This window comes from Vibrio amylolyticus (assembly GCF_023145695.1).
GTDB classification, from domain to species: Bacteria; Pseudomonadota; Gammaproteobacteria; order Enterobacterales; family Vibrionaceae; genus Vibrio; species Vibrio amylolyticus.
The window spans coordinates 218,993-245,685 of the sequence record NZ_JAJHVV010000003.1 but is presented as its reverse complement, the minus strand read 5'-3'; the positions used below and the strand labels follow the sequence as shown (position 1 = coordinate 245,685).

26 protein-coding genes, 1 riboswitch and 1 other annotated feature are annotated in these 26,693 nt (G+C 42.9%); of the genes, 8 read left to right on the top strand and 18 right to left on the bottom strand.

The annotated features are described in order from the left end of the window. Positions 1-22 precede the first annotated feature (22 nt). Positions 23-343: an ATP-dependent Clp protease adapter ClpS gene (gene clpS, locus KP803_RS06200; RefSeq protein WP_248007978.1), complete on the bottom strand. Its 321-nt coding sequence runs from the start codon at positions 341-343 to the stop codon at positions 23-25. Between the two features lie 468 nt (positions 344-811). On the opposite strand from clpS, the gene cspD reads away from it, so the two are divergent. After that, positions 812-1,033, top strand: a complete 222-nt coding sequence (cspD, locus tag KP803_RS06195) for a cold shock domain-containing protein CspD (protein ID WP_248007977.1) — start codon at positions 812-814, stop codon at positions 1,031-1,033. Positions 1,034-1,144: 111 nt separating this feature from the next. Here cspD and KP803_RS06190 read toward each other — a convergent pair whose 3' ends face one another. Next, on the bottom strand, positions 1,145-3,370 hold the full coding sequence (locus tag KP803_RS06190) for an NADP-dependent isocitrate dehydrogenase (RefSeq protein ID WP_248007976.1): 2,226 nt from the start codon (positions 3,368-3,370) through the stop codon (positions 1,145-1,147). Positions 3,371-3,658: 288 nt separating this feature from the next. Between KP803_RS06190 and KP803_RS06185 the strand changes: the two genes are divergently transcribed. Next, positions 3,659-4,348, top strand: coding sequence for a pseudouridine synthase (locus KP803_RS06185; RefSeq protein WP_248007975.1), 690 nt, complete (start codon positions 3,659-3,661; stop codon positions 4,346-4,348). A 110-nt stretch (positions 4,349-4,458) separates the two neighbouring features. On the opposite strand, the gene hisIE is transcribed toward KP803_RS06185, so the two are convergent. The 9 genes from hisIE to KP803_RS06140 form a co-directional block, all read right to left on the bottom strand. Beyond that, positions 4,459-5,094: a bifunctional phosphoribosyl-AMP cyclohydrolase/phosphoribosyl-ATP diphosphatase HisIE gene (hisIE, locus tag KP803_RS06180; RefSeq protein WP_248007974.1), complete on the bottom strand. Its 636-nt coding sequence runs from the start codon at positions 5,092-5,094 to the stop codon at positions 4,459-4,461. After that, on the bottom strand, positions 5,091-5,864 hold the full coding sequence (gene hisF, locus KP803_RS06175) for an imidazole glycerol phosphate synthase subunit HisF (protein ID WP_248007973.1): 774 nt from the start codon (positions 5,862-5,864) through the stop codon (positions 5,091-5,093). Before hisF ends, hisIE begins: the two co-directional genes overlap by 4 nt. Continuing rightward, a complete protein-coding gene (hisA, locus tag KP803_RS06170) occupies positions 5,846-6,583 on the bottom strand; it encodes a 1-(5-phosphoribosyl)-5-[(5-phosphoribosylamino)methylideneamino]imidazole-4-carboxamide isomerase (protein ID WP_248007972.1) in 738 nt (245 codons plus the stop codon). The genes hisF and hisA overlap by 19 nt, the downstream gene beginning before the upstream one ends. 35 nt (positions 6,584-6,618) lie before the next feature. Then, positions 6,619-7,233, bottom strand: coding sequence for an imidazole glycerol phosphate synthase subunit HisH (gene hisH, locus KP803_RS06165; RefSeq protein ID WP_248007971.1), 615 nt, complete (start codon positions 7,231-7,233; stop codon positions 6,619-6,621). Between the two features lie 12 nt (positions 7,234-7,245). After that, positions 7,246-8,319, bottom strand: coding sequence for a bifunctional histidinol-phosphatase/imidazoleglycerol-phosphate dehydratase HisB (gene hisB, locus KP803_RS06160; RefSeq protein ID WP_248007970.1), 1,074 nt, complete (start codon positions 8,317-8,319; stop codon positions 7,246-7,248). Between the two features lie 75 nt (positions 8,320-8,394). Then, positions 8,395-9,435, bottom strand: coding sequence for a histidinol-phosphate transaminase (hisC, locus tag KP803_RS06155; RefSeq protein ID WP_248007969.1), 1,041 nt, complete (start codon positions 9,433-9,435; stop codon positions 8,395-8,397). Next, complete coding sequence (hisD, locus tag KP803_RS06150; protein ID WP_248007968.1) at positions 9,435-10,733, bottom strand: histidinol dehydrogenase; 1,299 nt, start codon at positions 10,731-10,733, stop codon at positions 9,435-9,437. The genes hisC and hisD overlap by 1 nt, the downstream gene beginning before the upstream one ends. Positions 10,734-10,737: 4 nt before the next feature. Further along, positions 10,738-11,634: an ATP phosphoribosyltransferase gene (gene hisG / locus KP803_RS06145; RefSeq protein ID WP_248007967.1), complete on the bottom strand. Its 897-nt coding sequence runs from the start codon at positions 11,632-11,634 to the stop codon at positions 10,738-10,740. A gap of 52 nt (positions 11,635-11,686) precedes the next feature. Then, positions 11,687-11,821: a sequence feature (His leader region), on the bottom strand. Positions 11,822-12,017: 196 nt separating this feature from the next. Further along, positions 12,018-13,619 carry a Na+/H+ antiporter NhaC family protein gene (locus KP803_RS06140; protein ID WP_248007966.1) on the bottom strand — a complete coding sequence of 534 codons (1,602 nt, stop codon included), beginning with the start codon at positions 13,617-13,619 and terminating at the stop codon, positions 12,018-12,020. Positions 13,620-13,736: 117 nt separating this feature from the next. Beyond that, positions 13,737-13,919, bottom strand: a riboswitch (Lysine riboswitch). Between the two features lie 373 nt (positions 13,920-14,292). On the opposite strand from KP803_RS06140, the gene KP803_RS06135 reads away from it, so the two are divergent. Continuing rightward, positions 14,293-14,709, top strand: a complete 417-nt coding sequence (locus KP803_RS06135) for an H-NS family histone-like protein (protein ID WP_248007965.1) — start codon at positions 14,293-14,295, stop codon at positions 14,707-14,709. A 93-nt stretch (positions 14,710-14,802) separates the two neighbouring features. Here KP803_RS06135 and KP803_RS06130 read toward each other — a convergent pair whose 3' ends face one another. Then, positions 14,803-16,107, bottom strand: coding sequence for an inosine/guanosine kinase (locus KP803_RS06130; protein ID WP_248007964.1), 1,305 nt, complete (start codon positions 16,105-16,107; stop codon positions 14,803-14,805). Between the two features lie 100 nt (positions 16,108-16,207). Further along, the gene (locus KP803_RS06125; RefSeq protein WP_248007963.1) at positions 16,208-16,477 is read right to left on the bottom strand and encodes a hypothetical protein; all 270 of its coding nucleotides are present in this window, start codon (positions 16,475-16,477) and stop codon (positions 16,208-16,210) included. 172 nt (positions 16,478-16,649) lie between these two features. Here KP803_RS06125 and mnmA point away from each other — a divergent pair, with 172 nt between their 5' ends. The 3 genes from mnmA (at position 16,650) to purB (ending at position 19,967) form a co-directional block, all read left to right on the top strand. Beyond that, on the top strand, positions 16,650-17,759 hold the full coding sequence (gene mnmA / locus KP803_RS06120; protein ID WP_248007962.1) for a tRNA 2-thiouridine(34) synthase MnmA: 1,110 nt from the start codon (positions 16,650-16,652) through the stop codon (positions 17,757-17,759). Positions 17,760-17,785: 26 nt separating this feature from the next. After that, entirely contained in the window at positions 17,786-18,403 is a 618-nt protein-coding gene (hflD, locus tag KP803_RS06115; RefSeq protein WP_248007961.1) for a high frequency lysogenization protein HflD, read from the top strand. 193 nt (positions 18,404-18,596) lie between these two features. Beyond that, entirely contained in the window at positions 18,597-19,967 is a 1,371-nt protein-coding gene (gene purB / locus KP803_RS06110) for an adenylosuccinate lyase (RefSeq protein ID WP_248007960.1), read from the top strand. A 182-nt stretch (positions 19,968-20,149) separates the two neighbouring features. Here purB and htpX read toward each other — a convergent pair whose 3' ends face one another. Beyond that, positions 20,150-21,025, bottom strand: coding sequence for a protease HtpX (gene htpX, locus KP803_RS06105; RefSeq protein ID WP_248007959.1), 876 nt, complete (start codon positions 21,023-21,025; stop codon positions 20,150-20,152). Between the two features lie 237 nt (positions 21,026-21,262). On the opposite strand from htpX, the gene KP803_RS06100 reads away from it, so the two are divergent. After that, positions 21,263-21,430, top strand: a complete 168-nt coding sequence (locus tag KP803_RS06100; RefSeq protein WP_248007958.1) for a hypothetical protein — start codon at positions 21,263-21,265, stop codon at positions 21,428-21,430. 82 nt (positions 21,431-21,512) lie between these two features. On the opposite strand, the gene bioD is transcribed toward KP803_RS06100, so the two are convergent. Genes bioD through bioB form a run of 4 tightly spaced genes read right to left on the bottom strand, consistent with a single transcriptional unit; the run spans position 21,513 to position 25,263 of the window. After that, positions 21,513-22,193, bottom strand: coding sequence for a dethiobiotin synthase (gene bioD, locus KP803_RS06095; RefSeq protein ID WP_248007957.1), 681 nt, complete (start codon positions 22,191-22,193; stop codon positions 21,513-21,515). Continuing rightward, positions 22,190-23,011, bottom strand: coding sequence for a malonyl-ACP O-methyltransferase BioC (bioC, locus tag KP803_RS06090; protein ID WP_248007956.1), 822 nt, complete (start codon positions 23,009-23,011; stop codon positions 22,190-22,192). The genes bioD and bioC overlap by 4 nt, the downstream gene beginning before the upstream one ends. Continuing rightward, positions 23,005-24,177 (bottom strand): 8-amino-7-oxononanoate synthase, encoded by a 1,173-nt coding sequence (gene bioF / locus KP803_RS06085; RefSeq protein ID WP_248007955.1) that lies wholly within the window; start codon positions 24,175-24,177, stop codon positions 23,005-23,007. The genes bioC and bioF overlap by 7 nt, the downstream gene beginning before the upstream one ends. Positions 24,178-24,210: 33 nt before the next feature. After that, positions 24,211-25,263: a biotin synthase BioB gene (bioB, locus tag KP803_RS06080; RefSeq protein WP_248007954.1), complete on the bottom strand. Its 1,053-nt coding sequence runs from the start codon at positions 25,261-25,263 to the stop codon at positions 24,211-24,213. Between the two features lie 142 nt (positions 25,264-25,405). On the opposite strand from bioB, the gene bioA reads away from it, so the two are divergent. After that, positions 25,406-26,683, top strand: coding sequence for an adenosylmethionine--8-amino-7-oxononanoate transaminase (gene bioA, locus KP803_RS06075; RefSeq protein ID WP_248007953.1), 1,278 nt, complete (start codon positions 25,406-25,408; stop codon positions 26,681-26,683). Positions 26,684-26,693 lie beyond the last annotated feature (10 nt).

Sequence of the window (26,693 nt, the reverse complement as noted above, 5' to 3'; positions counted from 1 at the left end):
AACCGGGTTGTTCATGCAAGCGCTACGCTTGCTCTAATGTGCAAAGCAGTGGATGCTCATTTTCCTTGGAATACATCGTGACTTGCGCCACTTTTGTTTCAGCTACTTCGGCGGTAAACGTTCCGCATATTGCTTTTCCTTCGTAATGCACCTGAAGCATAACCTGCGTTGCTCTATCTATATCCATAGAAAAAAAACGCTCAAGGATCTCTATCACAAAGTCCATCGGCGTGTAATCGTCGTTATTTAACAGAACGTGATACATCGCAGGTGGTTTGATGCTTGTTTTCTCTTTCTCCAGTAAATCTGAGTCTGGAGTTACCCATTCAAAGTTTCGGCCCATGATCCATTCAATATTTCAAGATTTCTAAATTCAATTTTACCACTTTGTACAGGTAATGTTTTAGATTTATCTCTTACGCTGATAAGAAAAATTGTGACCAGAAAAACATCTCTTACTTAGAGACTATGCCACCAATTCAATCGCTGCAAATAAAAGATGATGTTCATTAGAGATGAATTATCTAATTGATTAAAAAGCAAACAGTTTCGTAAGTTTCATGAATCAAATTCAACAAACGGTAACTTGTCAAGTTGCAGAAATGTAAATCTCAAAAGTGATTTGTTTGCAAATATGTAGCATATTAGACCTTTTGACTATTGACTGTCGCCAATCATTGGCTACATTGGTCAATTAGTGAATGAATATTTATAACCGCATGAATTAAAAGTCACTAACAGATAGGTGTCATCATTAAGATGTAACCTTCTTAACACAACATCAGTATTAAATGCATGAGGGATGTATAGCATGGCTACAGGTACAGTAAAATGGTTTAACAATGCCAAAGGATTTGGTTTTATCTGTCCGGAAGGTGAAGACGGAGATATTTTCGCTCATTACTCTACAATTCAAATGGACGGCTATCGAACGCTCAAAGCTGGGCAGCAAGTCGCCTATGAAATAGAGCAAGGACCAAAAGGCTCTCATGCAAGCTCTGTCGTACCCATAGAAGCACAGATGGCGAAATAACCATTAGGCTTCAAAATAGCTAGTCTCAAAGTAATACGACATTTCTAAAGAATAAAAAATAACCCCGCCATTTAGGCGGGGTTTTTATATTATCTAGTACTTAATAAGCAACTATGCGTTGATCACATTGTTTAGCGTTTGGCTTGGTCTCATTAGTGCAGACACTTTGTCGTCATTAAGTGCGTAGTAGCCACCTAAATCTCCAGCAACGCCTTGTGCATCATTTAGTTCAGCCACAATCGTTGCTTCGTTTTCAGATAACGCTTTCGCAATTGGAGCAAACTCTGCAGAAAGCTCAGCATCAGCTGATTGCTCTGCTAGTGCCTTTGCCCAGTAACTTGCTAGGTAAAAATGGCTACCACGGTTATCAAGCTCATTCACTTTACGTGATGGTGACTTATTCTCGTCTAGGAACTCGCCCGTCGCTTTATCCAGTGCATCAGCAAGAACCTGCGCTTTTGCGTTACCTGTTACCGTGCTTAAGTGCTCCAGAGAAGCCGCTAGAGCCAAGAACTCACCTAAAGAGTCCCAACGTAGGTGGTTTTCTTTTTCTACCTGTTGAACGTGCTTAGGCGCTGAACCACCTGCTCCCGTTTCAAATAGACCGCCACCATTCATTAGCGGAACCACTGACAGCATTTTCGCTGACGTGCCTAGTTCAAGAATTGGGAATAGATCCGTTAGGTAATCACGAAGAACGTTACCCGTTACAGAGATAGTATCTAGACCTTCTTTAATGCGCTCTAGTGAGAACTGACACGCTTCTAGCGGAGCTAAGATCTTAATCTCTAAACCTGCTGTATCGTGATTAGGCAAGTAAGCATTAACTTTTTCGATCAGTTGAGCATCGTGAGCACGATTGCTGTCTAGCCAGAATACCGCTGGTACGCCCGTTGCACGAGCACGCGTTACCGCTAGCTTAACCCAATCCTGAATAGGCGCATCTTTCACCTGACACATACGGAAGATATCGCCCGCTTCTACTGATTGCTCAAGCAACGTAGCGCCTGATGCGTCAACAACACGTACTGTACCCGTTGCATCTAGAGTAAACGTTTTATCATGCGAACCATACTCTTCAGCTTTTTGAGCCATTAGACCAACGTTAGGCACACTACCCATTGTCGTTGGGTCAAAGGCACCGTTCTTTTTACAGAACTCGATAACCGCTTGGTAGATGCTTGCATAGCTGCGATCAGGAATCATTGCTTTAGTATCTTGCAGCTTACCTTCTGGGTTCCACATTTGACCAGAAGAACGCAGCATTGCTGGCATAGAAGCATCGACAATCACGTCACTTGGTACGTGAAGGTTAGTAATACCGCGATCTGAATCAACCATCGCTAGAGCTGGTTGAGTTTCGTAAACCGCTAGAATTGCCGCTTCAATCTCTTCTTTTTGTGCTTGTGGTAGCGATTCAATTTTTGCGTAGACATCGCCAAGGCCGTTATTTACATCAACGCCTAGTTTTTCAAATACGTCACCGTATTTAGCGAATACATCTTTATAGTACACCTTAACCGCATGACCAAAGATGATTGGGTCTGACACTTTCATCATTGTCGCTTTCAAGTGCAGTGACAATAAAACGCCTTGTTTTTTAGCGTCTGCAATCTCGTTTTCAAAGAATGCTACTAACGCTGATTTATTGAGTACAGAGCAATCGATAATCTCTTTATCAAGCAGAGGGAATGCTTTCTTCAATACTTTTACTGAACCGTCAGCCGCAACAAACTCAATTTTAACGTCTGTATCACCAGAAATAGTGGTGGATTTCTCACTACCGAAAAAGTCTTTTTCAGACATGCTTGCAACATGAGATTGAGACTCTGAAGACCAAGCTCCCATTGAATGTGGGTTTTTCTTTGCGTAGTTCTTAACGGAAAGTGGTGCTCGACGGTCTGAGTTCCCTTCACGTAGCACTGGGTTTACCGCACTACCTTTGATTTTGTCGTACGTTGCTTTAATGGCTTCTTGTTCGTAAGTGCTAGGCTCTTCAGGGTAATCTGGAAGGTCGTACCCTTTTGCTTGAAGCTCTGCAACCGCTGCTTTTAACTGCGGGATTGATGCCGATACATTTGGCAACTTAATGATATTTGCTTCTGGCGTCTTAGCCAATTCACCTAGTTCAGCAAGTGCGTCTTCGATTCGCTGATCTTCTTTTAAATGCTCAGGAAAGTTTGCAATGATGCGTCCTGCAAGTGAGATATCACGAGTGTCTACATTGATGCCTGAAGAAGCAGTAAATGATTGAATGATCGGAAGTAGCGAGTAAGTCGCTAGCGCTGGAGCTTCGTCAGTAATGGTATAAATAATCGTCGGTTTTTCTGTAGGCATGAAATTTCCCTATTGTTCTAAACAGCGTCTATTCTCTCAATAGTGCTGTGTGAATGTCCGCATCCTATTTGATACGATTTTATCACTCTTTTAAACTTCTTAGGTTAATCACGTTGAGTAGTGATCTCCTAAGTCCTTGAGTGTTGATACTTATAATTAAACAAAATCGCGAGAATAGTCTATTATCTTGTGCGTTATTCTGTTTTTGGGCGCGCAAATAATAGCTCATTTACGAAATTGACAAAACTTTTTAACACTCTTTATTTACATTTTTGCAAGGTAGTTAACATGCAGCCGCGTTCTCGTGATAAGCAAGGTCAGCGTTCGTCCACCAAGTCCAGTTCTCATTTTAAACAGCGTGATACTTCTAAGAGTGCGAAAAACAGACGCGTTAATCGTAAAGATGATGCAAGCAAAACCAAACGAATTCGGCCAGAAGATCGTAAAGTCATCATCTTCAACAAGCCCTACGATACATTGAGCCAATTTACTGATGGGGACGGCCGAAAAACACTGGCTGATTATATTCCGGTAAAGGAAGTGTATGCCGCAGGGCGCCTTGACCGAGATAGTGAAGGTCTAATGATTTTGACTAACGATGGTATTTTGCAAGCCCGATTGACACAACCGAGTTCGAAGTCACCTAAAACCTATTGGGTTCAAGTTGACGGCGCACCAACAGAAGAGAGCCTACAAAAGCTAAGAGACGGTGTAGAGCTAAAAGATGGCCCGACCCTCCCCGCAAAAGTAGAAGTCATGCAAGCACCTTCAGTATGGGATAGAACGCCCCCTGTACGCGTACGCGCTAAAATCCCAACCACATGGTTATCCATTACAATTATTGAGGGTCGAAATCGACAAGTGCGACGTATGACGGCGAATATTGGTCACCCTACCCTGCGTCTTATACGCTATTCAATGGGAGACACTCAACTTGGCGATCTTCAACCCGGTCAATGGCGTGAAATCACCTTGTAGCCCTCCTAGTCTTTCTTAGAATTCGAACAAATAAAAAGGTCAGTGCATGAATACACTGACCTTTTATGTTCCTAACGAACCTTTGTTTCAATAGTAACGGGGATCTAAATCTATTTATGGCGCTCTTTTAGCTTATTGACCACATCATTCATGGATAAGCCTTGATCTTGCAGTAACACCATCAAGTGATAGATAAGGTCTGCCGATTCACACACTAACTCCGCCTTATCGCCCGACGTTGCCGCAAGCGCGACTTCAACGCCCTCTTCGCCAACTTTCTGCGAAATACGCTTTGTGCCACGAGCGTATAAGCTAGCAGTGTAAGAGGACTCTGGATCGGCGTCCTTGCGGGCAGCCAGTAGCTGCTCAAGTTGATGAAGCCACACCATCTGCGACTCCTCTTGCTTGTCTGCATCCCAGCACGTTGTCGTACCTGTATGGCACGTTGGGCCAATAGGGTTGACCTTAATCAGTAGCGTATCGTTATCGCAATCTAGTGAAGCGTTCACAAACTGAAGTACGTTGCCAGATGTCTCACCTTTGGTCCATAAGCGCTCTTTGGTACGCGAGTAAAACGTCACTTGCTGCGTTTCTGCTGTTTTTTGCAGAGCGGCTGGATTCATATAGCCCATCATAAGCACTTGGCTTGATTGAAAATCTTGTACAACTGCAGGAACTAAACCATCTACTTTTTCCCAGTCGATACGCTCAGATAAGCTTGTTACATCTGATACATTAAAACTCATATTCTTACCTCAACACCTTCTGATTCTAGGTACTGTTTCAATTCACCAATATTGATGACCTGCTTATGAAATACCGATGCAGCGAGTGCGCCATCGACATTGGTTTTTTTATACGCTTCAGAGAAGTGCTCCATGGCACCCGCGCCACCTGACGCAATCAAAGGTACATGGCATACTTCTCGAACCATATTCAGCTGTTCAATATCGTAACCATTACGTACACCATCTTGGTTCATCATATTCAATACGATTTCACCCGCACCACGTTTTTGTACCTCTTGAACCCAATCTTTGGTTTCCCATTTGGTCGCTTTCGTGCGCTCTTCATCACCCGTAAACTGATAAACCTGATATTTCCCAGTCTCTTTGTCGTGGTATGAGTCGATTCCGACCACGATACACTGAACACCAAACTTATCGGCTAAGTCAGTGATGAGCTGCGGATTCGCCAGTGCTGGTGAGTTAATTGATACTTTGTCTGCACCAAACTCTAAAATACGTGCTGCGTCTTCAGCAGATTTAATGCCCCCAGCGACACAGAAGGGAATATCAATGACTTCCGCTACGCGAGCAACCCAGCTTTTATCGACAACTCGACCATCGCTTGATGCGGTAATATCGTAAAACACTAGCTCATCTGCACCTTCTTCAGCGTAACGCTGAGCCAATGGAACGATATCACCAATAATTTCATGGTTACGAAACTGGACGCCTTTAACGACTTGCCCATCACGTACGTCAAGACAAGGAATTATTCGCTTTGCCAACATGCAAATGCCTCCTCTGCAGTAAATTTGCCATCAAGCAGTGCTCGCCCGACAATAACGCCCGCAACACCACTGCCTTTCAGCGCTTCAATATCCGCTAAGCTGCCAATACCGCCTGACGATTGAAATTGCACTTGAGGGTACTGCTTACAAAGGTCGATATACAACTCGACGTTTGAACCTTCTAAAGTACCGTCACGTGAGATATCAGTACACAGGACATGCTTAAGGCCCACGGTTAGATAGTCATCCACCAAGGCTTCGATGGTGACACCCGAATCTTCTTGCCACCCGGAAATAGCGACACGTCGAACGCCTTGCGCATCAATGTTGATGTCTAATGCTAGAACGATCTTTTCTGCACCGTATTTTTCCATCCAACCTTTTACAAGGTCTGGTTGTTTTACTGCGGTAGAGCCGACAACAACGCGCTGAGCACCTGCTTCTAACAAATCAACTACGTCTTGCTCATTACGCACACCGCCACCAATTTGAATGCTTGCCGGTGTGCTTTCTAATAACTTGGCAATCAAATCAAGCTGACGTGCCGTCGTATCTTTCGCTCCGGTTAAGTCCACTAAGTGCAACCAGTTAGCACCCGCTTGGTGGTAAAGGTTAAACTGCTCAGCAGGGTCTACTTTATATTCGGTTACCTGACCATAATCACCTTGAAACAGTCGAACCACTTGACCTTCAATTAAATCTAATGCTGGAATAATCACGATAAATTCCTTTTCTCTTTCGTATGAGCCGCTTGCTACAGCTCTAAGAAGTTCTGAATAAGTTTTGAACCTGCTTTACTAGAGCGTTCTGGGTGAAATTGAACGCCATAATAGTTGTCACTTTGTAGTGCCGCAGTAAATGGGTTGCCGTAGTCACATTGACCTATCGTGTAATCACCTACGGGCATAGCGAAACTATGAACGAAATAAAAATACTCGTTCATCTCAATGTCTTTAAACAGTGGATGCCCTGAAGCGGCTTCAACCGTGTTCCAACCCATATGAGGTAGAGGTAAATCGCCTGTTTCCATGCGTTTTACCTCACCATCACAAAGACCTAAACACTCAACAAGAGAGTCCGCTTTTTGGCCCTTCTCTTGTGATGCTTTGCCTAGTAGTTGCATACCTAAGCAAATACCCAGTAAGGGTTTATCAACCTTTTTCACCAAGTCGATAAGCTCACGCTGCTCTAAGTTTTTCATCGCTTCGCTCGCCGTTCCAACGCCTGGCAGAAACAGTTTGTCGGCGGCCAAGACAATCTCAGGATCTTTTGAAATGGCGACTGTATAGCCCAGACGCTCAATAGCAAACTTCACCGAAGAGACGTTGGCACATCCAGTATCGATAATAACGACTTTTTGATCTGACATGGAGCTTCCCTTCTAAAGTACGCCTTTGCTGCTTGGCAATTCAGTTCCTTCCACTTTAATCGCCTGACGTACGGTACGTCCGAACGCTTTAAACAGACTTTCAATGATGTGGTGATCGTTGTTGCCAGAAGATGATAAGTGCAGCGTACAAGCTAGCGTATCCGTCAGTGAGCGGAAGAAGTGCACAACCATTTCTGTTGATAAGTCGCCAACCTGCTCTCGTGAAAATTCAGCATCGAACTTCAAGTAAGGACGACCTGATAAATCGAGCGCACACTGAGCTAGACATTCATCCATTGGTAGACTGAAACCAAAACGGCCAATACCGCGTTTATCACCCAGTGCTTCTTTTAGCGCTTCGCCCAGTGCTAAAGCGGTATCTTCAATCGTGTGGTGATCATCAATGTGAAGATCCCCTTTCACGTTAAGCTTTAATTGGAAGCCACCGTGCGTTGCGATTTGGTCTAACATGTGGTCAAAGAAACCCATGCCAGTATCAATTGTATTTCCACCTGTTTCATCAAGATTAACAAATACATTGATATCCGTTTCTTTGGTTGTACGTACGACTTGAGCAGTGCGCGCATTCACGGTGAGATCTTTAAGGATCTGTTTCCAATCCATTGCTTCAGGGTTGTACTGAATACCACGAATTGCCATGTTCTCAGCCAGCTGAAGATCTGTTTCTCTGTCTCCAATCACAACTGATTTAGCAAAATCAACTTTGCCACCTTGAAGGTATTCTTTCACCATCCCCAGTTTTGGTTTGCGGCAAGAGCAGTTGTCTTCATCGAAATGCGGACAGATAAGAACGTCATCGAAGATCACACCTTGAGATTCAAATATCCCCATCATCATATTGTGCGGCGCATCGAACTCATCTTGAGGGTAGCTATCGGTTCCAAGACCATCTTGATTTGTCACCATCACTAGGCGGTAGCCTGCATCTTGGAGTGATAATAAGCTTGGGATAACAAATGGTTCTAATTTCAGCTTATCTAAACGGTCAACTTGAAAGTCGACAGGAGGCTCAACAATTAAGGTGCCATCACGGTCGATAAATAGTATTTTTTGTTGCTTACTCACACGAACTTCCTTTTAAAAATAGTAATAAGGCGAAAGCGTCTCGCCTCAAAATTGTCTTAAGCGAATGGGTTGGGGCTATGAATAATAATTTCTTATAAAGCCCAGTGTTTTCTCACACTCTTCGCGATTACCAATACTAATACGAACGCAGTCTTCGATAGGTGAATTACGTAAAATAATGCCACTATTCCATGCTGCTTTAAATAGTGCATCGCCATCAGGGAACTTCACTAACAAGTAGTTTCCCCAACCTTCAAAGATGGTTAATTGCGGAATAACCGATAAACCTGCCTGCAAATAAGCTCTATTCGCACTGAGATCCAATACTTGATATTTCGCTCTTGCAAGCCCAGCTTCCGAAAGCGCTTGTTGTGCAATTTCTGCTACAGGAACAGGCACTGGATAAGGCGCAATAACTTTAAGTAGAACATCGATAATAGATTGATTTGCCAACGTAAATCCACAACGTAACCCGGCCAATGCAAAAGCTTTCGACAAGGTACGCAGTATCGCTAGATTTGGGTACTGTTCAAGCAAGTCAACCGTCGACGCTTCAGGACAAAAATCGATATAGGCTTCATCCATCACGACAATCGCACGATCTTTCGTCATTTCTAGCAAAGAGATAATATCCTCTCTTTTTACCAAATTACCCGTCGGGTTATTTGGGCTACAAACAAAGACTAATTTTACATTGTCTAAGCTCTGCTTAATACTCTCAAGGTCCAACTGCCATTCGTCAGTTAGTGGCACAACCTTACGGTCAACACCAATCGTTTCAGCACTGATTGAGTACATTCCGTATGTTGGAGGACAGTAGAGAATCGCATCTTCATTTGGTTCACAAAAAGCGCGAATGAGAAGTTCAATACCTTCATCGGCTCCACGTGTTGTTAACGTTTGCTCTGGGTTGACGCCTGCATACGCAGCATAAGCTTCAATCAATGCTTTAGGCTGACACTCACTGTAGCGATTTAAACGTGCAAAATCGGTTTTATATTCGTTATTAAATGGAGACTCGTTAGCGTTTAGCCACACGTCTCCAGTTCCACCAATACGTCTTGCCGATAGATAAGGCGTTAACGCTTGTACTTGTTTACGAGCGAGCTTTTCCATTAGCTTTCCCCTGCCGCCAGTTTCTCAATTCGAATGGTTACCGCACGTTTGTGTGCATCTAGGCCTTCAGCTTCTGCCATTGTAACAACCGTCGGTGCTAGGATTTTTAAGCCATCAGCACTTAACTCTTGAACTGTCATGCGCTTAGAAAAATCAGCTAGACCTAAGCTAGAGTATGTTTTGGTATAACCGTACGTTGGTAAAACGTGATTGGTACCTGACGCGTAGTCGCCTGCCGACTCTGGCGACCAATCGCCTAAGAATATCGACCCTGCGTTATCTAGTAGAGGCAGCAGTTCACGAGGGTTCTTAGTTTGAACAATCAAGTGCTCTGGGCCGTAGTAGTTCGAGATTGAGATCGCTTGCGTTAAAGAGTCTGAAATGATCACAAGGCTCGATGCTAATGCTTTTTGTGCGATGTCTGCACGTGACAGCTCTTTCAACTGACGCTGAACCGCATCGGTCACTTGATCGGCCAAGACTAATGATGGCGTCACTAATACCACCTGAGAGTCAGGACCATGCTCAGCTTGGCTTAGAAGATCCGCTGCAATAAAGTCAGCATCGGCGGTTTCATCGGCTAACACTAACACTTCTGAAGGCCCAGCTGGCATATCAATCGCTGCACCACGGAAATCATTACTCACTTGCCTTTTAGCTTCCGTCACATAAGCATTGCCAGGGCCAAAGATCTTATCAACCTTAGTGACGCTTTCAGTGCCGTAAGCCATTGCAGCCACTGCTTGACCGCCACCAACGCTATAAACTTCATCAATATTGCATAACTGCGCAACGTATAATATTTCATCCGCGATAGGCGGAGGAGAGCACAATACAACTTTGCGACAACCCGCAATCTGTGCTGGAGTTCCTAGCATCAATACCGTTGACGGTAGAGGCGCACTACCACCTGGAATATAAAGACCAACCGTATTAATTGGACGCGTAACCTGCTCACATACAACGCCCGGCTGAGTCTCAACTTGTAACGGCTGTGGTATTTGCGCTTCATGAAACTTAGTTATATTGCTATGCGCTTGCTCTAGAGCGGCTTTCATCTCTTCGCTAAGTCTTGCCGAAGCGCATTCGATTTCTGCAGAGGTGACACGAATAGAATCCAGTTTCACTCCATCAAACTTTTCAGTCAGTTCAATAAGAGCCTTATCACCTTCAGCTCGAACATTTTTGATCACTTCAGAAACCGCAGCGGTAATATTTGCACCTTCAGTAATTGCTGGGCGCTCTAAAACAGAGTCTTGCTGTGATTCACTCAATGATTGCCAAACAACAGTTCTCATGGCGTTACCCCATCATTTTTTCGATTGGAAGAACAAGAATCGAGCTAGCACCTAACTCTTTCAGCTGTTCCATTGTTTCCCAGAACAAGTTCTCAGTACTTACTAGGTGAATAGCCACTTTCTCTTTATCTGTAGATAGAGGTAATACCGTAGGATCTTCAGCGCCAGGCAGTAACGCTTTGACTTGCTCAAGCTTAGAAACTGGAGCGTGTAACATAATGTATTTTGACTCTTTCGCTTGCTGAACACCCTGCATACGTGTCAAAAGCTTTTCAATAAGCGCTTGTTTATCAGCGTCGAACTCACCTTTACGTTGGATTAACGTCGCTTTCGATTTGAAAATAACTTCCGCTTCCTTCAGACCATTTGCTTCAAGCGTTGCGCCAGTTGAAACAAGATCTGCAATAGCATCGGAAAGACCAGCGCGAGGGGCAACCTCAACTGAGCCTGTTAACATACAAGCGCTGTAGTCGACGCCTTGCTCATCCATAAACGCTTTTAATAGTTGAGGGTAAGTCGTCGCAATACGTTTGCCAGCGAGATCTTGAGGGCCGTTGTACTCTTCATCTTTATTGATGGCGATAGATAAACGACAGCCACCAAAGTCAAGACGACGAAGCGGAACGTACTCATTTGGCTTGCCTAGTGCTTTTCTATCTAAACGAACTTCTTCAAGCTCATTTTCACCAATAAAGCCTAGGTCGACAACGCCGTCCATGATCAAACCAGGGATATCATCATCACGAACGAGTAACAAATCAATTGGCATATTTAGTGAATGAACGACAAGACGCTCACCCATTACGATAAATTTAACTCCACACTTTTTAAGTAGGTCCTGACACTCTTTACTTAAGCGGCCTTTCTTTTGGATTGCGATTCTTAGACGTGGTGTTTGCATTGCTTCTTCCCTGTACAAATTGTTGTATTCATTAAAAATTATTCGAGCTAAAACTAAAAAACCCTCGGGGACTTTTGGTCTCCCGAGGGTTTGAATCTTGTTTTGCAGATTTCACCTCCGGGAGCCTGTGCCTCCCGGGTATGCGTATATCTCCCCGAAAGACTAGATAGGGTGATGATGGTGATGAATATTAATATTTAAATAACGCATACTTATTGGCTCTGCTAGTGTTGCTTCGTTGATAACCACACTAACTAAGCTAGTTATCATTTGCAACCTTTTATTAGCACTTTTCTACTTTTATTTTAAGACAACAAAAGTCTTATATAAAACAGTTAAAAAAGGAGGCCTAAGCCCCCTTCTGATATATCAAAGTGAATAGATTAAACGCTCTGACAATTTTCCAGTTTTGATTTAGCGATCAGCGACATTGCAAAGCAAACTAGCGTAAACGTCATTAACGCCGCTAAGAATGAGAACAGAACTGACGCTGTCATTCCTAGAACGATAAAGCCAACACAAGAAACCAATGCGACAGATAACGCATAAGGCAGTTGAGTGGCAACGTGGTCAATGTGGTTACAACGAGCACCTGTTGAAGACAAAATTGTGGTATCAGAAATCGGTGAACAGTGATCACCAAACACAGAACCAGCCAACACTGCACTTAACATAGGAAGCATCAGTGCTAAGTCAGTTGCTCCAGCCATGTCACCGGCAATCGGAAGCATGATGCCGAATGTGCCCCAAGATGTTCCCGTCGAGAACGCCATTAGACCCGCTAACAAGAACAGAATGACAGGTAACCAAGTCGAGCTAATAGTGCCTTCGATTTGAGAAGACAAATAAGTACCCGTTTTCATGTCACCGATGACAGTACCAATCGTCCATGCGAAAACTAGAATTAAGATTGCGCCAAACATAGACTTAGCACCAATCCAAAGCGTTACGCCGATGTCGCTTGGAGACAATTTTTGTTTTAGTACGGTAATTAACGCAACAGCAAGGCCAGTTACACCACCATAAATAAGTGACATACCAACATCAGTATTTTCAAACGCGCCTAGAAGAGAGAAAGCTTCGCCATCTGCTTTAAGTGCTTGACCACCGGTATACAGCATAGCAACAACCATCGAAGCAATTAAAGCAACGATTGGCAGTATAAGGTCAGACACCTTACCGTGTTCACTTTCTTTAATATCCAACTCTTCGTTCAGCTCATGTGCTTCTGGAAGGTCAGTCTCTTTATCTTTATCAAACCCGCGACCTTGAGAAGCGCGAATTTCATGTTTACGCATTTGGCCAACATCAAGTTGGAACCAAACAACCGCAAATACCATTAATAGTGCGAATACCGCGTAAAAGTTCATTGGAATCATACGAACGTATGCGCCAATCGCTGAGTATTCAGTCACACCGTGCGAGATTAAGATACCGCCAACGATAGTCATGATGTATGCACCCCAGCTTGATGCTGGCATCAACACACACATAGGAGCAGCGGTTGAATCAAGAATATATGCAAGCTTTGCACGAGAAACGTAATAACGGTCAGTAACAGGGCGAGAGATCGCCCCAACCGCTAAGCTGTTGAAGTAATCATCGATAAAGATGAACACACCCAGACATGCGGCAAGTAATTTTGATCCACGTTTACTCTTAACACGAGTCTGAGCCCATTCCGCGAATGCACGCGTGCCGCCAGACATAGATAAGAGAGCTGTCATCATACCAAGCAGCAGTAGGAAACCAACAATACTCATATTCCAAGTATTAATACCACCATCTTCAATAAAGACGCTGGATACAGTCGTTCCAATGTAACCAAATAAGTTACCAATGGAGTAATCAGTAAGTAGCAACGCACCAAGAACGATACCAACCCCAAGGGAGATCAATACACGACGCGTTATGATCGCTAGAGTTAACGCCACAAGTGGTGGCAAAAGTGACAAAGGGGATGATGCAAAATCGATTAAATTCATGATCTTCAAAAACCAGTTAGTAATAATGGCAAGAGATCTACTGTAGAAAAATCACGTGAAATCATTTCATCGAGATTTTGATAGTCGAAGTGAAAGGTTCAATAGAATGAAACCTAACTCTACAGTAGCGCTCCATAGTTTAAAAAATTATAGACTATGGCAGTGTCGTACCTATTGAGTACAACCCCAGCGAAAGGTGCTGATGACACATTCTCACTTCGGCGAAACACCCTTTCACTACTATTCGTTGGCATCACCCCAATAACAGTTACTTTTGTGTTTCGCTCCTCTACCGCACCAAACATGAAAAAACTGTCGTTACGTCATATTAACAACAATTTAACCACTTAAGCGCTTAAAGTGCGGCCATTGTACCGACAGGCAAGCTCATTGCAATATATAACTCGAAAAAACTTATGATAGAGGAAACTGGTACAACCAAGTTAGCAAATCGTTCTGTTTTCTACGTGTGGCAAGTAAAGTAATGTAAAGTCGATTGAATTTGTTTAGCTGTTCTTTTGGTTTAGTGTTTTAAAATCTATTTCATTTATTTGCATAAATCTAACTATTTATATTTTTTAAATATGCTAATATTTATTCTGTCGAAAATATTGTATTCAATCTATTTGCAGATTAATATTATCCAATCAAAATTACTTTCATAGGAATAGACATGTCGGATCTATCAAAAACACTATTAAATATTCGTAGCCTTCGTGCCTTTGCTCGCGATTTAACTCTTGAGCAACTTGAAGAAGCATTAGATAAATTAACAATTGTTGTACAAGAGCGTACAGAAGCAGAAGCAGATGAACGCGCAGCGAAAGCAGAACAAGAAGCTAAGCTAGCAGCAATTGCAGATCAGATTTCAAAAGACGGTATTGATGTTGAAGCACTTATCTCTGCATTATCAGGCGAGACTAAGACTAAAACAGGTAAAGTAAAAACAAAACGTGCTCCTCGCCCTGCGAAATACAAATACGTTGATAATAACGGTGAAGAAAAAACGTGGACTGGTCAAGGTCGTACACCTTCAGCAATCCAAGCACAGCTTGATGCGGGTAAATCATTAGAAGAGTTTGCTCTTTAATTTATACGCACACGTTCATTCGTTAGTTTCTTTACTAAACACTAGTTGAAAAGAACATTTAATAAAAAAGGCTCCTTACGGAGCCTTTTTTATTTATCTTTCCCAGTAAGATTCTTCCAAACTGTCTTCCCTTTCAGGTAAACCTTTAGATAATCGTGGAGAGTGCTGAGCTAATACTTCATAACTCGCTCTGTTTGAATACTTACAAACTTGAGAAAATGAAGAATAAGTTAAGAACGCATGAGCATGCTTACTTGAATTAGGGATATTCTCTCTGTGGTATTTATTGGCTGCCATATCATGAAGCAGCGCCGACAGTGCTGCATCCCCTGCCCCATTAGTATTTTTAATTTTCTCAGGGCCGCCCATATAAGGTGCAATATGCGAGTAGACCTTAACTGGATTTTCGCACATGCTTTTTGCTGCAGGACGGCTAAACTCATAGCGATTAAATTCAGCGATAGAGCCTGGTAACAAAGGCAAAGACGTTTCACGTTTTGCAGCGTCTTCAGTATAACCGGCCATATATAAGCCAACAGGGCCCGCAGTACACAAAACCAAATCAACCCAATTTAATGCAATATCAGAAGCAACTAAAGGATCGTGTTCACCTGTTAATGCTTCAGCTTCTTCTTCATTCATAGCAACAACTGATACGTGATCATTTATAAACTCTTGCCAGAACTTCGCATCATCTTGAATAACGAACTTCGTTCCTAACGTTAATACAACAGGTACATTATGCTTTTTAGCAAATTCAATGGCTTTCATCGTAGCTAAAGGCATTGGGTCACCTTCTTTACAGCGAACCAAATAAGCGGTCAATACTAATGCTGATGCATTTTCAAATATAGATTCTGGAATACTTTCTGGCTGAAGTTGGTTCATTTGACCTTCGCTAATAGCAAAAGTACGCTCACCATCTTCAGTAATTAGTGCAAAACATCGGCCAATTGCACCTTCTACACCTTGTAAATGATTAAGATCCATTCGGCTTGACGTATTACATAAGTAACGGTACCCATAACTGCCAATTTTTATATCTTGGCTCATTACACCTAATAACGTAGAACGATCATCGGCTAATACAGAGTAATTATGCAACGTATTTCCGATCGTTCCACCAGCGTGCTCATTCGTTATCAAGCACTCTTCTTTTAACTGCGTATAAAGTGCTTCAGCGGTATTATCATCAATAACTAATGAATGCCCTTTGCTCAGATTATATTTCTCAATAAGTTCTGAAGTTACTTTCGCTTCGATATCTACAAGCGTTTGATCAATGCCGATAATATGCGTTCGTGACATTTTCTTACTTTCTTGAGCTTGGCTCACTAAAGGGTCACGTGTATGAACAGGAAAATAATGCTTCGACTTGCGTTGGCCTGGAAATTTCATAAGCGTTAGTTCGTTATTAGTTGTGGGAAGCGGATTCTACCGCGCTCAATAACGCGCGGCAATCTACCAAACTATAGCAAACGTTTGCAGAGAGGATTTATTATTCACCTTCCATAAAACTAAGGTCTGGAAGCTGCTCTAAGTTCTCTGAATAACGCTTTAAATTAAACTCACCTTCATTTTTCATCACATCAAAAATCTCGATGGACATGCAGCAAGCCATCATAGCTACAGCATCATCTCTTGAAGTGCCCGTCATCATCAGGCGCATTAGGGTCTCTTTTACTTTCTTTGGCTCACCATCTTCTAATTGATTTTCAATCACTTCAATTAGCTCTTGCTCTTGCATAAATTCGTTTTGTTCTGACATGGTTTTCTCTCAATCGTTATCTTGGCTGCACTATGCCACAGGTAAACAAATAACTTCTATATTATTACGACAAAATTTATCAATATGGTTATGTGATTGACTTCTCGGATCTGTATCCATCAACATGTTTCTGGTAGAATCTGCGACCAGTTATAGTGAGTGGTATTAAGTAATGTCAAACAACAGCCAAAAGAAAGTCATTGTCGGTATGTCTGGCGGTGTCGATTCATCAGTTTCAGCCTATCTTCTTAAGCAGCAAGGTTATCAAGTCGAAGGCTTGTTCATGAAGAACTGGGAAGAAGACGATAACGAAGAATATTGTACAGCCGCAGAAGATTTAGCAGATGCTCAAGCTGTATGTGACAAGCTAGGTATCCATCTTCACACAATAAACTTTGCCGCAGAATATTGGGACAATGTATTTGAGTACTTCCTTGCTGAATATAAAGCAGGGAGAACACCAAACCCAGATATTCTCTGTAATAAAGAGATTAAGTTTAAAGCATTCTTAGACTTTGCAGATGATGTATTAGATGCTGATTACATCGCGATGGGACACTATGTAGATCGTACTTTCCCAGAAGGTAATGAGAAGCCTCAAATGCTACGTGGGCTTGATAGCAATAAAGACCAAAGCTACTTTCTGTATACATTAAGCCACGAGCAAGTGGCTCGCAGCCTTTTCCCTGTCGGTAATCTTGAAAAGCCGGAAGTAAGAAAAATCGCTGAAGAGCAAGGTCTGATCACGGCCAAGAAAAAGGATTCAACAGGTATCTGTTTTATCGGCGAACGTAAGTTTACTGATTTCCTTTCTCGCTACTTACCTGCACAACCTGGCAATATTGAAACACCAGAAGGTAATGTTATTGGTAAACACCAAGGTTTGATGTATCACACTTTAGGCCAGCGTAAAGGTTTACAAATTGGCGGCCAAAAAGGCGGCGGCGGTAACGAAGACCCATGGTACGTTGCAGAGAAAGATCTTAAACGAAATGTGCTTATTGCAGTACAAGGCGCTGATCACCCACTATTAAAATCACAAGGCCTTGTTGCCTCACAACTGCATTGGGTTGATAGAACACCAATAACAGAACCGTTAACTTGCACGGTGAAAACACGTTATCGTCAAACGGATATTCCATGTACCATCATCCCCATTGATGATGAAAACATTAAAGTTATCTTTGACCAACCTCAGGTAGCAGTAACACCAGGTCAGTCTGCTGTATTTTATCTTGATAATGTTTGCCTAGGTGGCGGCATTATCGAACAACGCATTTAACAATTCGTAATCAGGAGTACTACTAAGTGGCGAATTCTCTTTATGACCGTACTATCGCTTTTGCTGGTATCTGCCAAGCGGTTGCTTTAGTTCAACAAGTAGCAAAAGATGGTGAATGTGACCATGACGCATTTAAAACATCACTACATGCAGTCCTAAAATTAAGCCCCAATAGTACCTTAGATGTTTTTGGCCAAGAACAAGACCTAAAGCTGGGTCTCGAATGTTTAGTCAAAGGTATTGATAGTACGCCAGCTGGCAGTGAAATAACGCGCTATATCATTAGTCTAATGGCTCTTGAGAAAAAGCTCAGTGCACGTAACGATGCGATGTCTCAACTTGCTGATCGTATACAAATGCTCGATCGTCAACTCGATCATTTTGAACTGCTTGATGAGCAAATGCTGAGTAACCTTGCGAGTGTCTATCTCGATGTTGTGAGCCCTATTGGTCCACGAATCCAAGTATCAGGCACACCTGCTGTGTTACAACACACAACTAATCAACATAAAGTTCGCGCATTACTACTGTCAGGTATCCGTAGCGCGGTGCTGTGGCGTCAAGTTGGCGGTAAACGTCGTCACTTGATTTTCGGTCGAAAGAAGATGGTCGAACAAGCTCAAATTTTATTGGCGAGAATGTAATTGCCAAAGATAACAAAACAGCTCGCGATAAGTCGCGAGCTGTCTCTTTATAGCGATAAATCTATCTTTCATTAAGTAACGTCACTTTCGCGCAAACGATTGCGCAATATTCGTGACAATCATGATAGTTATTGGTATAAAGCTCACCATATTTTGAATATGTAAATTTTGAACCCCATTTCAGGAGAACACCATGAATTTGTCAGCATTAACTGCTGTATCACCAGTAGACGGCCGTTACGGTAGCAAAACGATTGCCTTACGCAGTATCTTTAGTGAGTTTGGCCTACTAAAGTACCGTACTATTGTTGAAGTTCGTTGGTTACAAAAGCTAGCTGCAACTGCAGGTATTGCCGAAGTACCAGCTTTTAGCGCAGAAGCGAACCAAGTTCTAAATGATATCGCAGCAAACTTCAGTGAAGAAGACGCAGCGCGCATCAAAGAAATTGAGCGTACAACTAACCACGACGTTAAAGCGGTAGAGTACTTCCTAAAAGAGAAAGTTGCTGGCAACGCTGAACTTCACGCAGTCAATGAGTTCATTCACTTTGCATGTACTTCTGAAGACATCAACAACACGTCACACGCGCTAATGCTTAAAGAAGCACGTGAAACGGTTATCTTGCCAGAAATCAAAAACATCATTGATGCAATTAAAGCGCTTGCTGTTGAATACCGTGATATTCCACTATTATCACGTACACACGGTCAGCCTGCTTCTCCAAGCACAATGGGTAAAGAGATGGCGAACGTTGCATACCGTATGGAACGTCAATATAAGCAAATCGAACAAGTTGAGATCCTAGGTAAAGTAAACGGTGCTGTAGGTAACTACAACGCACACCTTTCTGCTTACCCAGATCTTGATTGGCACCAATTCAGTGAAGAGTTCATCACAGAATCTCTTGGCGTAACTTGGAACCCATACACAACTCAAATCGAACCTCACGATTACATCGCTGAGCTATTTGATGCGATTGCACGTTTCAACACGATTCTTATCGACTTTGACCGTGACATCTGGGGCTACATTGCACTTGGTCACTTCAAGCAGAAGACAATTGCTGGCGAAATCGGTTCTTCAACCATGCCACACAAAGTAAACCCTATCGATTTTGAAAACTCGGAAGGTAACCTTGGTCTTGCAAACGCAATGTTTAATCACCTGTCACAGAAGCTGCCTATCTCTCGTTGGCAACGTGACCTAACTGACTCAACGGTTCTACGCAACCTAGGTGTTGGTGTTGGTTACGCTATCATTGCTTACACTTCAACGCTTAAAGGTATTAGCAAACTGGAAGTAAACCGTGCTGCACTTCTTGCTGATCTTGACAGCAACTGGGAAGTTCTTGCTGAACCAGTACAGACGGTTATGCGTCGTTACGGTATCGAGAAGCCATACGAGAAACTAAAAGAGTTAACTCGTGGTAAGCGTATTGACGGCGAAGCGATGCGTAACTTCATCGACGGACTTGAGCTACCAGAAGCGGAAAAAGTACGTCTAAAAGAAATGACGCCTGCTAACTACATCGGTCAAGCGATTGAGCTAACGGACAAGCTGTAACTCTAAAGGTATACGTTTTACCCGTTGATAGGTGACTCATTCATCACAGGTCACTTATCAATTGGCAGCAACGATCAATTAGCTGTAAGTAATCTTTGTCAATAAACGACAGACAGCAAAAAGGGCTCATATAGAGCCCTTTTTTAATACCTGGTATTTTACTTAACGATTAGTCCTAGCTATTAATCATAACTATAGCTACGTAGTGCATCGATACGCTTATCTAATGGCGGGTGGCTCATAAGAAGTTCTGTCATTGAACGCTTACCATTAATACCAAATGCCATCATAGAACCTTCCAGCTGAGGCTCATGACTCACCTTCAAACGCTCTAATGCCGCAATCATTTTATGACTACCCACCATTTTGGCAGCGCCATAGTCTGCATGAAACTCACGGTGACGGCTATACCACATGGTCAGGAAGCTCGCTAGGAAACCAAACACGAGTTCAAGTGCCATAGAGACGCCAAAGTAAACCATCATGTTGCTACCTTGCCCTTCTTCATCGCTATTGTTAGAAGCAACAATGTTTGCAATAAAGCGAGACAGGAAGATAACAAACGTGTTCACAACACCCTGCATGAGGGTCATTGTCACCATATCGCCGTTAGCAATGTGGCTAACTTCGTGTGCAAGTACCGCTTCCGCTTCGTCACGGGTCATATTGTGCAACAAACCTGTTGATACTGCTACCAATGAGTCATCTCGTTTAGCACCTGTTGCAAAGGCATTAATATCTGGCGCATCGTATATAGCGACGGTCGGCATGCCAATACCAACTTGCTGTGCTTGACGCTCAACCGTTTCCAGTAACCAATGCTCTGTTTCGTTACGTGGGCTCTCTATTACGACACCACCAACCGACTTTAGCGCTATTTTCTTAGACATCAGCAAAGATATAAAAGAGCCACCAAAGCCAAATACCGCGGCCATCACTAATAAACCAGACAAACTACCTGGTTGCATTCCCGTAACGGCATAAACAATATTAAGCACAACACTTAATACAAGTACCACTGCAAGGTTAGTGGCTAAGAATAACATTATCCGCTTCATTACTTTTCTCCGATGGGAAGCTTACTTAACGTGATGATCAATAGGTTTCATCAAGCGTAGTTCTATACATATAGTTTATAGGTTAATAAAACAAGGTTAAGTGTTAAATTGAAACATTTGTTTTCTATCATCTTGAGTAAGTTACAACTAGATTAGACTTTGGTCTTATTGTACTTAAGTAGTAAAAATATTAGATTTTATAGAGAACAAAGTGGCCCTCCAAAAAAAGGAAGCATTATGGTGGAAGCTAACAACTATCAAATGGCTATCGATTTACTTTGCTGTCATCTAGGGATTTCAGAGGATGAAGCAAAACAACAACTTGGCATAAACGCAGAACAAGAAGCGGCGAGAAAAGTGATCGACACTCAGCAAGCTTTGATGGGTTTAGTTCAAGAAAAGTAACATCGAATAAATAGAATACAAATAAAAGGGGCTACACATTGCAGCCCCTTTCTGGTTCGTATCCGTTTTACTTCAACACCGGTTAAGAAGGTAATAAATCAAGATTGATGTATTTACCTAAATCGGTTCTTTTAGCAGATGGAATATAAGGGATCTCTCCAAGCTTTGGAGCGCCGAGTTGAGATTCCAACGTCTCTATTAGCTCAGGATAGTATTCAGTACCAGGGTTGACACGATTGGCTACCCAACCAACAAGATTCAAACCGTCAGCTCTGATGGTTTCCGCGGTTAATACCGCGTGGCTTAAACAACCTAACTTGATACCAACAACCAAAACCACTGGCAGTTGCTCTTGCTTAACCCATGTTGATAAGTAATCACTATCAGAAACAGGTACACGCCAACCGCCTGCACCTTCAACCAACACAACATCTGCATTTTTCTTATGCTGCGCGAGTTTTTCACTTAGCACCGCATAATCAATGTCAATATTTTCACGTTTAGCTGCAATATGAGGGGAAGACGCTAACTCTAACGCGTAAGGGTTAATATCGTCATAACTTGTTTCAAGTGTCGCCGCTTTTTGTAGATGAAGCGCATCAGAATTACGCATTCCTTCATCAGTTTTGTCACTACCAGCAGCTACGGGTTTGTAGCCGATGGTGTTAAGTCCTTGAGTAGCCAAAGCGTGTAAAATTGCTTTAGATGCTACTGTTTTGCCTACGTCGGTATCCGTACCAGCGATAAAAATTGCATCAATCATCGATGAATAGCCCCTAAACATACCTGATAAGTTACAGGCAGTTGATTTTGATGGTTTTTAAAGACTTGGTACTCTTGTTCTACTTGAATCAAAGTCTTGCGACTTGTTAGTCCTTGTGAGCGCCCGCTTACGTGATTGGCTCCAATGCCTTTAAGATCACGCATCACTGAAAACGCAGAGTCGTACCAAACGGTAATTGCGGCAAAGTCTAGTTGATGGTTGTTAAAATGAGATTGCGCTAACGCAATTTTTAACTGATTAGATGAAATAAACGTGTTGATATGTTGATTTTCATCAACCTTTTCCCATGATTTTTTTAACTCGTGTAACGAACCCTCTAACAACGTTGAGAAATAAGCGCTACTTTCCGTTCGTAATATTCGATTGACCTCTTGCATAGGAACCGAGAGATCTTGACACCACTGCAGAGCGAGGCTTGAGAATACGTAATCTACACTTTGAGAACGAAAAGGTAAGCTCTCGGCATCGGCCATGTAATACTCGACAGATTCATTCCCACACCGAATACGAGCTTGCTCTAGCATAGATGAAGAGATATCGACACAAATAACAGAAGCGCCACGCTCCAATAATTTTTTTGAAAAGTAGCCTGTGCCACACCCTAAATCAACAACAGTCTTGCTACTTAAGTCTAACGGCATGAGCGCAAGTAAACGGTCACCCACCTCTCTTTGAAATGCGGCATGTTTATCATAGCTAGACGCGGCCTTACTAAATGCGGCAGCGATATCTCGTTTATCATCAATCTGTTTGTTTATTAAAGCAGTATCTATTTCTGCCGTTGCACTGTTTAACATCCGTTTATTTCTCCCAGTACATCTTCTAAGCTGGAGGATAATCGTTTGAGCTGTTCAAATGAATGAGCAGCCGTAAGGGTAATACGTAGGCGTGCCATATTCATAGGCACCGTAGGGGGGCGAATTGCCGTCACTCCCAACCCTAAGTGATTTAAGCGCTGAGCGGCCACAGATGCTTTTTCACTTGAACCAATAATAATTGGGCAGATTGGTGTTTGGGTCTCAATGACTTCAGTGTGTTTCTTTAAACTCGAGTTAAACGCTTCTTTCAACTCTGCGAGCTTATCCCTTCGCCATTGCTGACTCTTAATCATGCTTAACGCATGAGACAGCGCATACGCTTGAGAAGGCGGAATCGCAGTAGAATAGACATGATGACGTGCAAACTGAGTTAAATAGTCGCCAGTGTCACGGTCACATAAAATCGCTGCGCCAGATAACCCAAACGCTTTTCCAAACGTCACTACTAAGATATTGGGTTGAACGCCTTGAGCATTACAGCTTCCTCTGCCTTCGCCCCCTAACACCCCTATACCATGAGCGTCATCAACAGCAAGCCAAGCTCGATTTCTAACAGCATCGGATAGAGCACTTAACGGTGCCGTATCACCATCCATACTGAAAACGCCTTCTGTTACCACTAATTGATTCAGTTGGTCTTTACTGTTGGATGCCAGCATCTGGGAAAGCTGATCTACATCGTTATGCTTGAAACGACGCATTATGGCTGGCGATAACATTCCAGCCTCAATTAACGATGCGTGATTCAGTTTATCCTGATAAAGAAGGTCGCCCTTTTCTAGCAACGTAAAGAGAAGTGCTTGGTTCGCACTAAAACCAGAAGAGAATAATATCGCTCTTTCAAAGCCTAGCCATTCACACAGCTCACTCTCAAAGTTTTGATGCGCAGGTGAAAACCCCGTAACTAAAGGCGAAGCTCCGCTGCCACACCCGTAAAGGTCTAAACCTTTTTGCCAGGCTTTAAGTAACGCTTTGTCGTTTGCTAACCCCAAATAATCGTTACTTGAGAAATTAACCAAACGTTGCCCATTACGGATTAACTCACTGGAGTTTCCACTTTCAGCGGCCACTAGTGAGCGAGTTAACTCTTTCGAGCGCCGCTCTTCTAAAGCTTTACTGATTCGATGGCTAAAGCTGTTCGTCATATGAAGCGATACCTACGTAGAAGCTGAGCGTGATTACACTGACGCTTCATAAAATAGGTCGTCTTTGGTTGGACGAGCCGCAACACGTTCTGTTACCTGATCCAAAATTTCACTCTCTTGGATTTCATCTGGTTTTTGAACCACTTGCTGACTGTTGATTCCCAACTTAGCAAATAGCTGCATATCTTTATCTTCACCAGGGTTAGGCGTCGTTAACAGCTTACAACCGTAAAATATTGAGTTAGCACCCGCCATAAAACACAGCGCCTGCATCTGCTCATTCATGCCTTCACGCCCTGCTGATAAACGAACCGCGGATTTAGGCATCATAATGCGGGCAACAGCAATCAAACGAATAAAGTCGAATGGGTCAACATCATCCACATTCTCTAGTGGCGTACCTTTAACTTTAACCAACATATTGATTGGCACACTTTCAGGCTGAACAGGTAAATTAGCCAGCTCTACGAATAAACCTGCACGGTCATTCTTACTCTCACCCAGACCGATAATTCCACCTGAGCAGATTTTCATACCCGCGTCGCGTACATGTGACAGCGTATCTAAACGTTCTTGGTAAGTACGTGTGGTAATGATATTTCCGTAAAATTCTGGGGACGTATCTAGGTTATGGTTGTAGTAATCCAAGCCCGCATCCGCCAACTTTTTAGCTTGCTCTGGCTCAAGCATACCCAAGGTCATACACGTCTCTAGGCCCATATCTTTCACGCCTTTGATCATGTCCGTTAGATGAGGCATGTCTCGCTCTTTCGGGTTTTTCCATGCCGCTCCCATACAAAAACGTGTTGAACCTGCATTTTTGGCTTTTTGAGCAGCATCAAGTACGCGATCAACTTCCATCAAGCGTTCTTTTTCTACGTCAGTGGTGTAACGCGCACTTTGTGGGCAGTACTTACAATCCTCAGGGCAAGCGCCTGTCTTAATCGAAAGTAACGTGCTCACCTGAACGTGGTTGTGCGGTTGGAACTCTCTATGAACCAATTGTGCTTCAAACAACAAGTCCATAAACGGTTTTTGCATTAATTGCTGAACTTCGGCATGAGTCCAATCGTGACGTATTTGCACAGAGCATTCCTTATTAAGTCATTCATCATTATTATTCTGGATACTTGGCTAGTGTACGGATAAGAGATAGACTGTCAACACCACGAAAATCAACAAGTTTACAGTTGATTAAAAAATAAACAAACACACTACGAGCTTGATAATGGATTTAGATTTTGACAAAAATCATATATGGCACCCTTATACCTCAACTATTAACCCACTCACCTGTTATCCCGTTATTGGTGCACAAGGTGTCCATTTAGAGCTAGAGACAGGTGAGCAGCTAATAGACGGCATGTCATCTTGGTGGTCAACGATCCATGGTTATAATCACCCGCATTTAAACGCAGCAGCACATAGCCAAATAGATAAAATGTCGCACGTTATGTTCGGTGGGATCACCCATAATCCAGCCATCGATTTGTGTAAAAAGCTGGTAGATCTCACTCCCTCTAACTTAGAAAAAGTCTTTCTAGCTGATTCAGGCTCAGTGGCTGTAGAAGTCAGTTTGAAAATGGCGCTTCAATACTGGCATGCGAAAGGTGAACAAAGACCTAAGTTCCTAACCTTGAGAGATGGTTATCACGGGGATACGTTTGCGGCAATGTCGGTGACGGATCCTAATAACTCAATGCACAGCTTATATAAAGGCTTTCTTCCTGAGCATATCTTTGCCAATTCACCCCAAGCTGGGTTCTGGGATGAATGGGACGAGAATGATCTTGATGACTTTAAACATCAACTTGAGGTGCACCATAAACAGATAGCAGCCGTCATTATGGAGCCCATCGTACAAGGTGCCGGTGGAATGCGGATTTATCACCCTGAGTACCTAAAAGGTGTACGCCGATTATGTGATCAGTATGGTGTGCTTCTCATTCTAGATGAAATCGCTACCGGATTTGGCCGTACAGGAAAGCTCTTTGCCTGTGAGCACGCCAACGTCCAACCGGATATTCTCTGTGTTGGTAAAGCGCTAACAGGGGGATATATGACCCTCTCAGCAACAGTGGCAACCAAGCATGTCGCAGACACCGTATGTGGTGGCGAAGCTGGCTGTTTTATGCACGGTCCGACCTTTATGGGAAATCCATTAGCATGCGCGGTAGGAGCCGCGAGTCTGGAGCTTATTGAACAAGGAGAGTGGCAACAGCAAACAAAAGCCATAGAAACGCACTTTTCTCACACATTGCCTAGATTACTCGAACATGAATTGGTTAGCGATGTTCGTTGGTTAGGGGCAATTGGTGTGGTGGAGGCTCATAAGAACGTAAATATGGAAGTAATACAGGCACACTTTGTTGAACAAGGGGTATGGATTCGTCCGTTTGGTAAGCTCATTTATATGATGCCACCGTTTATCAGCACTGAAGATGAGATCCAAAAATTGATAGATGCTGTTGAAGGTGCACTGCACAAGGCTGAGTGCTTTATATAACAATACGAAA

Coding starts and splice junctions, on each gene's coding strand:
- hisH (WP_248007971.1), bottom strand. CDS start 7,233: ATGTCAGATCAAAAAGTCGTTATTATCGATACTGGATGTGCCAACGTC.
- KP803_RS06125 (WP_248007963.1), bottom strand. CDS start 16,477: ATGTCAGAACAAAACGAATTTATGCAAGAGCAAGAGCTAATTGAAGTG.
- bioA (WP_248007953.1), top strand. CDS start 25,406: ATGGATTTAGATTTTGACAAAAATCATATATGGCACCCTTATACCTCA.
- bioF (WP_248007955.1), bottom strand. CDS start 24,177: ATGACGAACAGCTTTAGCCATCGAATCAGTAAAGCTTTAGAAGAGCGG.
- htpX (WP_248007959.1), bottom strand. CDS start 21,025: ATGAAGCGGATAATGTTATTCTTAGCCACTAACCTTGCAGTGGTACTT.
- hisIE (WP_248007974.1), bottom strand. CDS start 5,094: ATGAGTTTTAATGTATCAGATGTAACAAGCTTATCTGAGCGTATCGAC.
- bioC (WP_248007956.1), bottom strand. CDS start 23,011: ATGTTAAACAGTGCAACGGCAGAAATAGATACTGCTTTAATAAACAAA.
- clpS (WP_248007978.1), bottom strand. CDS start 343: ATGGGCCGAAACTTTGAATGGGTAACTCCAGACTCAGATTTACTGGAG.
- hisF (WP_248007973.1), bottom strand. CDS start 5,864: ATGTTGGCAAAGCGAATAATTCCTTGTCTTGACGTACGTGATGGGCAA.
- KP803_RS06185 (WP_248007975.1), top strand. CDS start 3,659: ATGCAGCCGCGTTCTCGTGATAAGCAAGGTCAGCGTTCGTCCACCAAG.
- mnmA (WP_248007962.1), top strand. CDS start 16,650: ATGTCAAACAACAGCCAAAAGAAAGTCATTGTCGGTATGTCTGGCGGT.
- KP803_RS06135 (WP_248007965.1), top strand. CDS start 14,293: ATGTCGGATCTATCAAAAACACTATTAAATATTCGTAGCCTTCGTGCC.
- bioD (WP_248007957.1), bottom strand. CDS start 22,193: ATGATTGATGCAATTTTTATCGCTGGTACGGATACCGACGTAGGCAAA.
- KP803_RS06100 (WP_248007958.1), top strand. CDS start 21,263: ATGGTGGAAGCTAACAACTATCAAATGGCTATCGATTTACTTTGCTGT.
- KP803_RS06140 (WP_248007966.1), bottom strand. CDS start 13,619: ATGAATTTAATCGATTTTGCATCATCCCCTTTGTCACTTTTGCCACCA.
- KP803_RS06130 (WP_248007964.1), bottom strand. CDS start 16,107: ATGAAATTTCCAGGCCAACGCAAGTCGAAGCATTATTTTCCTGTTCAT.
- hisG (WP_248007967.1), bottom strand. CDS start 11,634: ATGCAAACACCACGTCTAAGAATCGCAATCCAAAAGAAAGGCCGCTTA.
- KP803_RS06190 (WP_248007976.1), bottom strand. CDS start 3,370: ATGCCTACAGAAAAACCGACGATTATTTATACCATTACTGACGAAGCT.
- hisC (WP_248007969.1), bottom strand. CDS start 9,435: ATGGAAAAGCTCGCTCGTAAACAAGTACAAGCGTTAACGCCTTATCTA.
- hisD (WP_248007968.1), bottom strand. CDS start 10,733: ATGAGAACTGTTGTTTGGCAATCATTGAGTGAATCACAGCAAGACTCT.
- cspD (WP_248007977.1), top strand. CDS start 812: ATGGCTACAGGTACAGTAAAATGGTTTAACAATGCCAAAGGATTTGGT.
- purB (WP_248007960.1), top strand. CDS start 18,597: ATGAATTTGTCAGCATTAACTGCTGTATCACCAGTAGACGGCCGTTAC.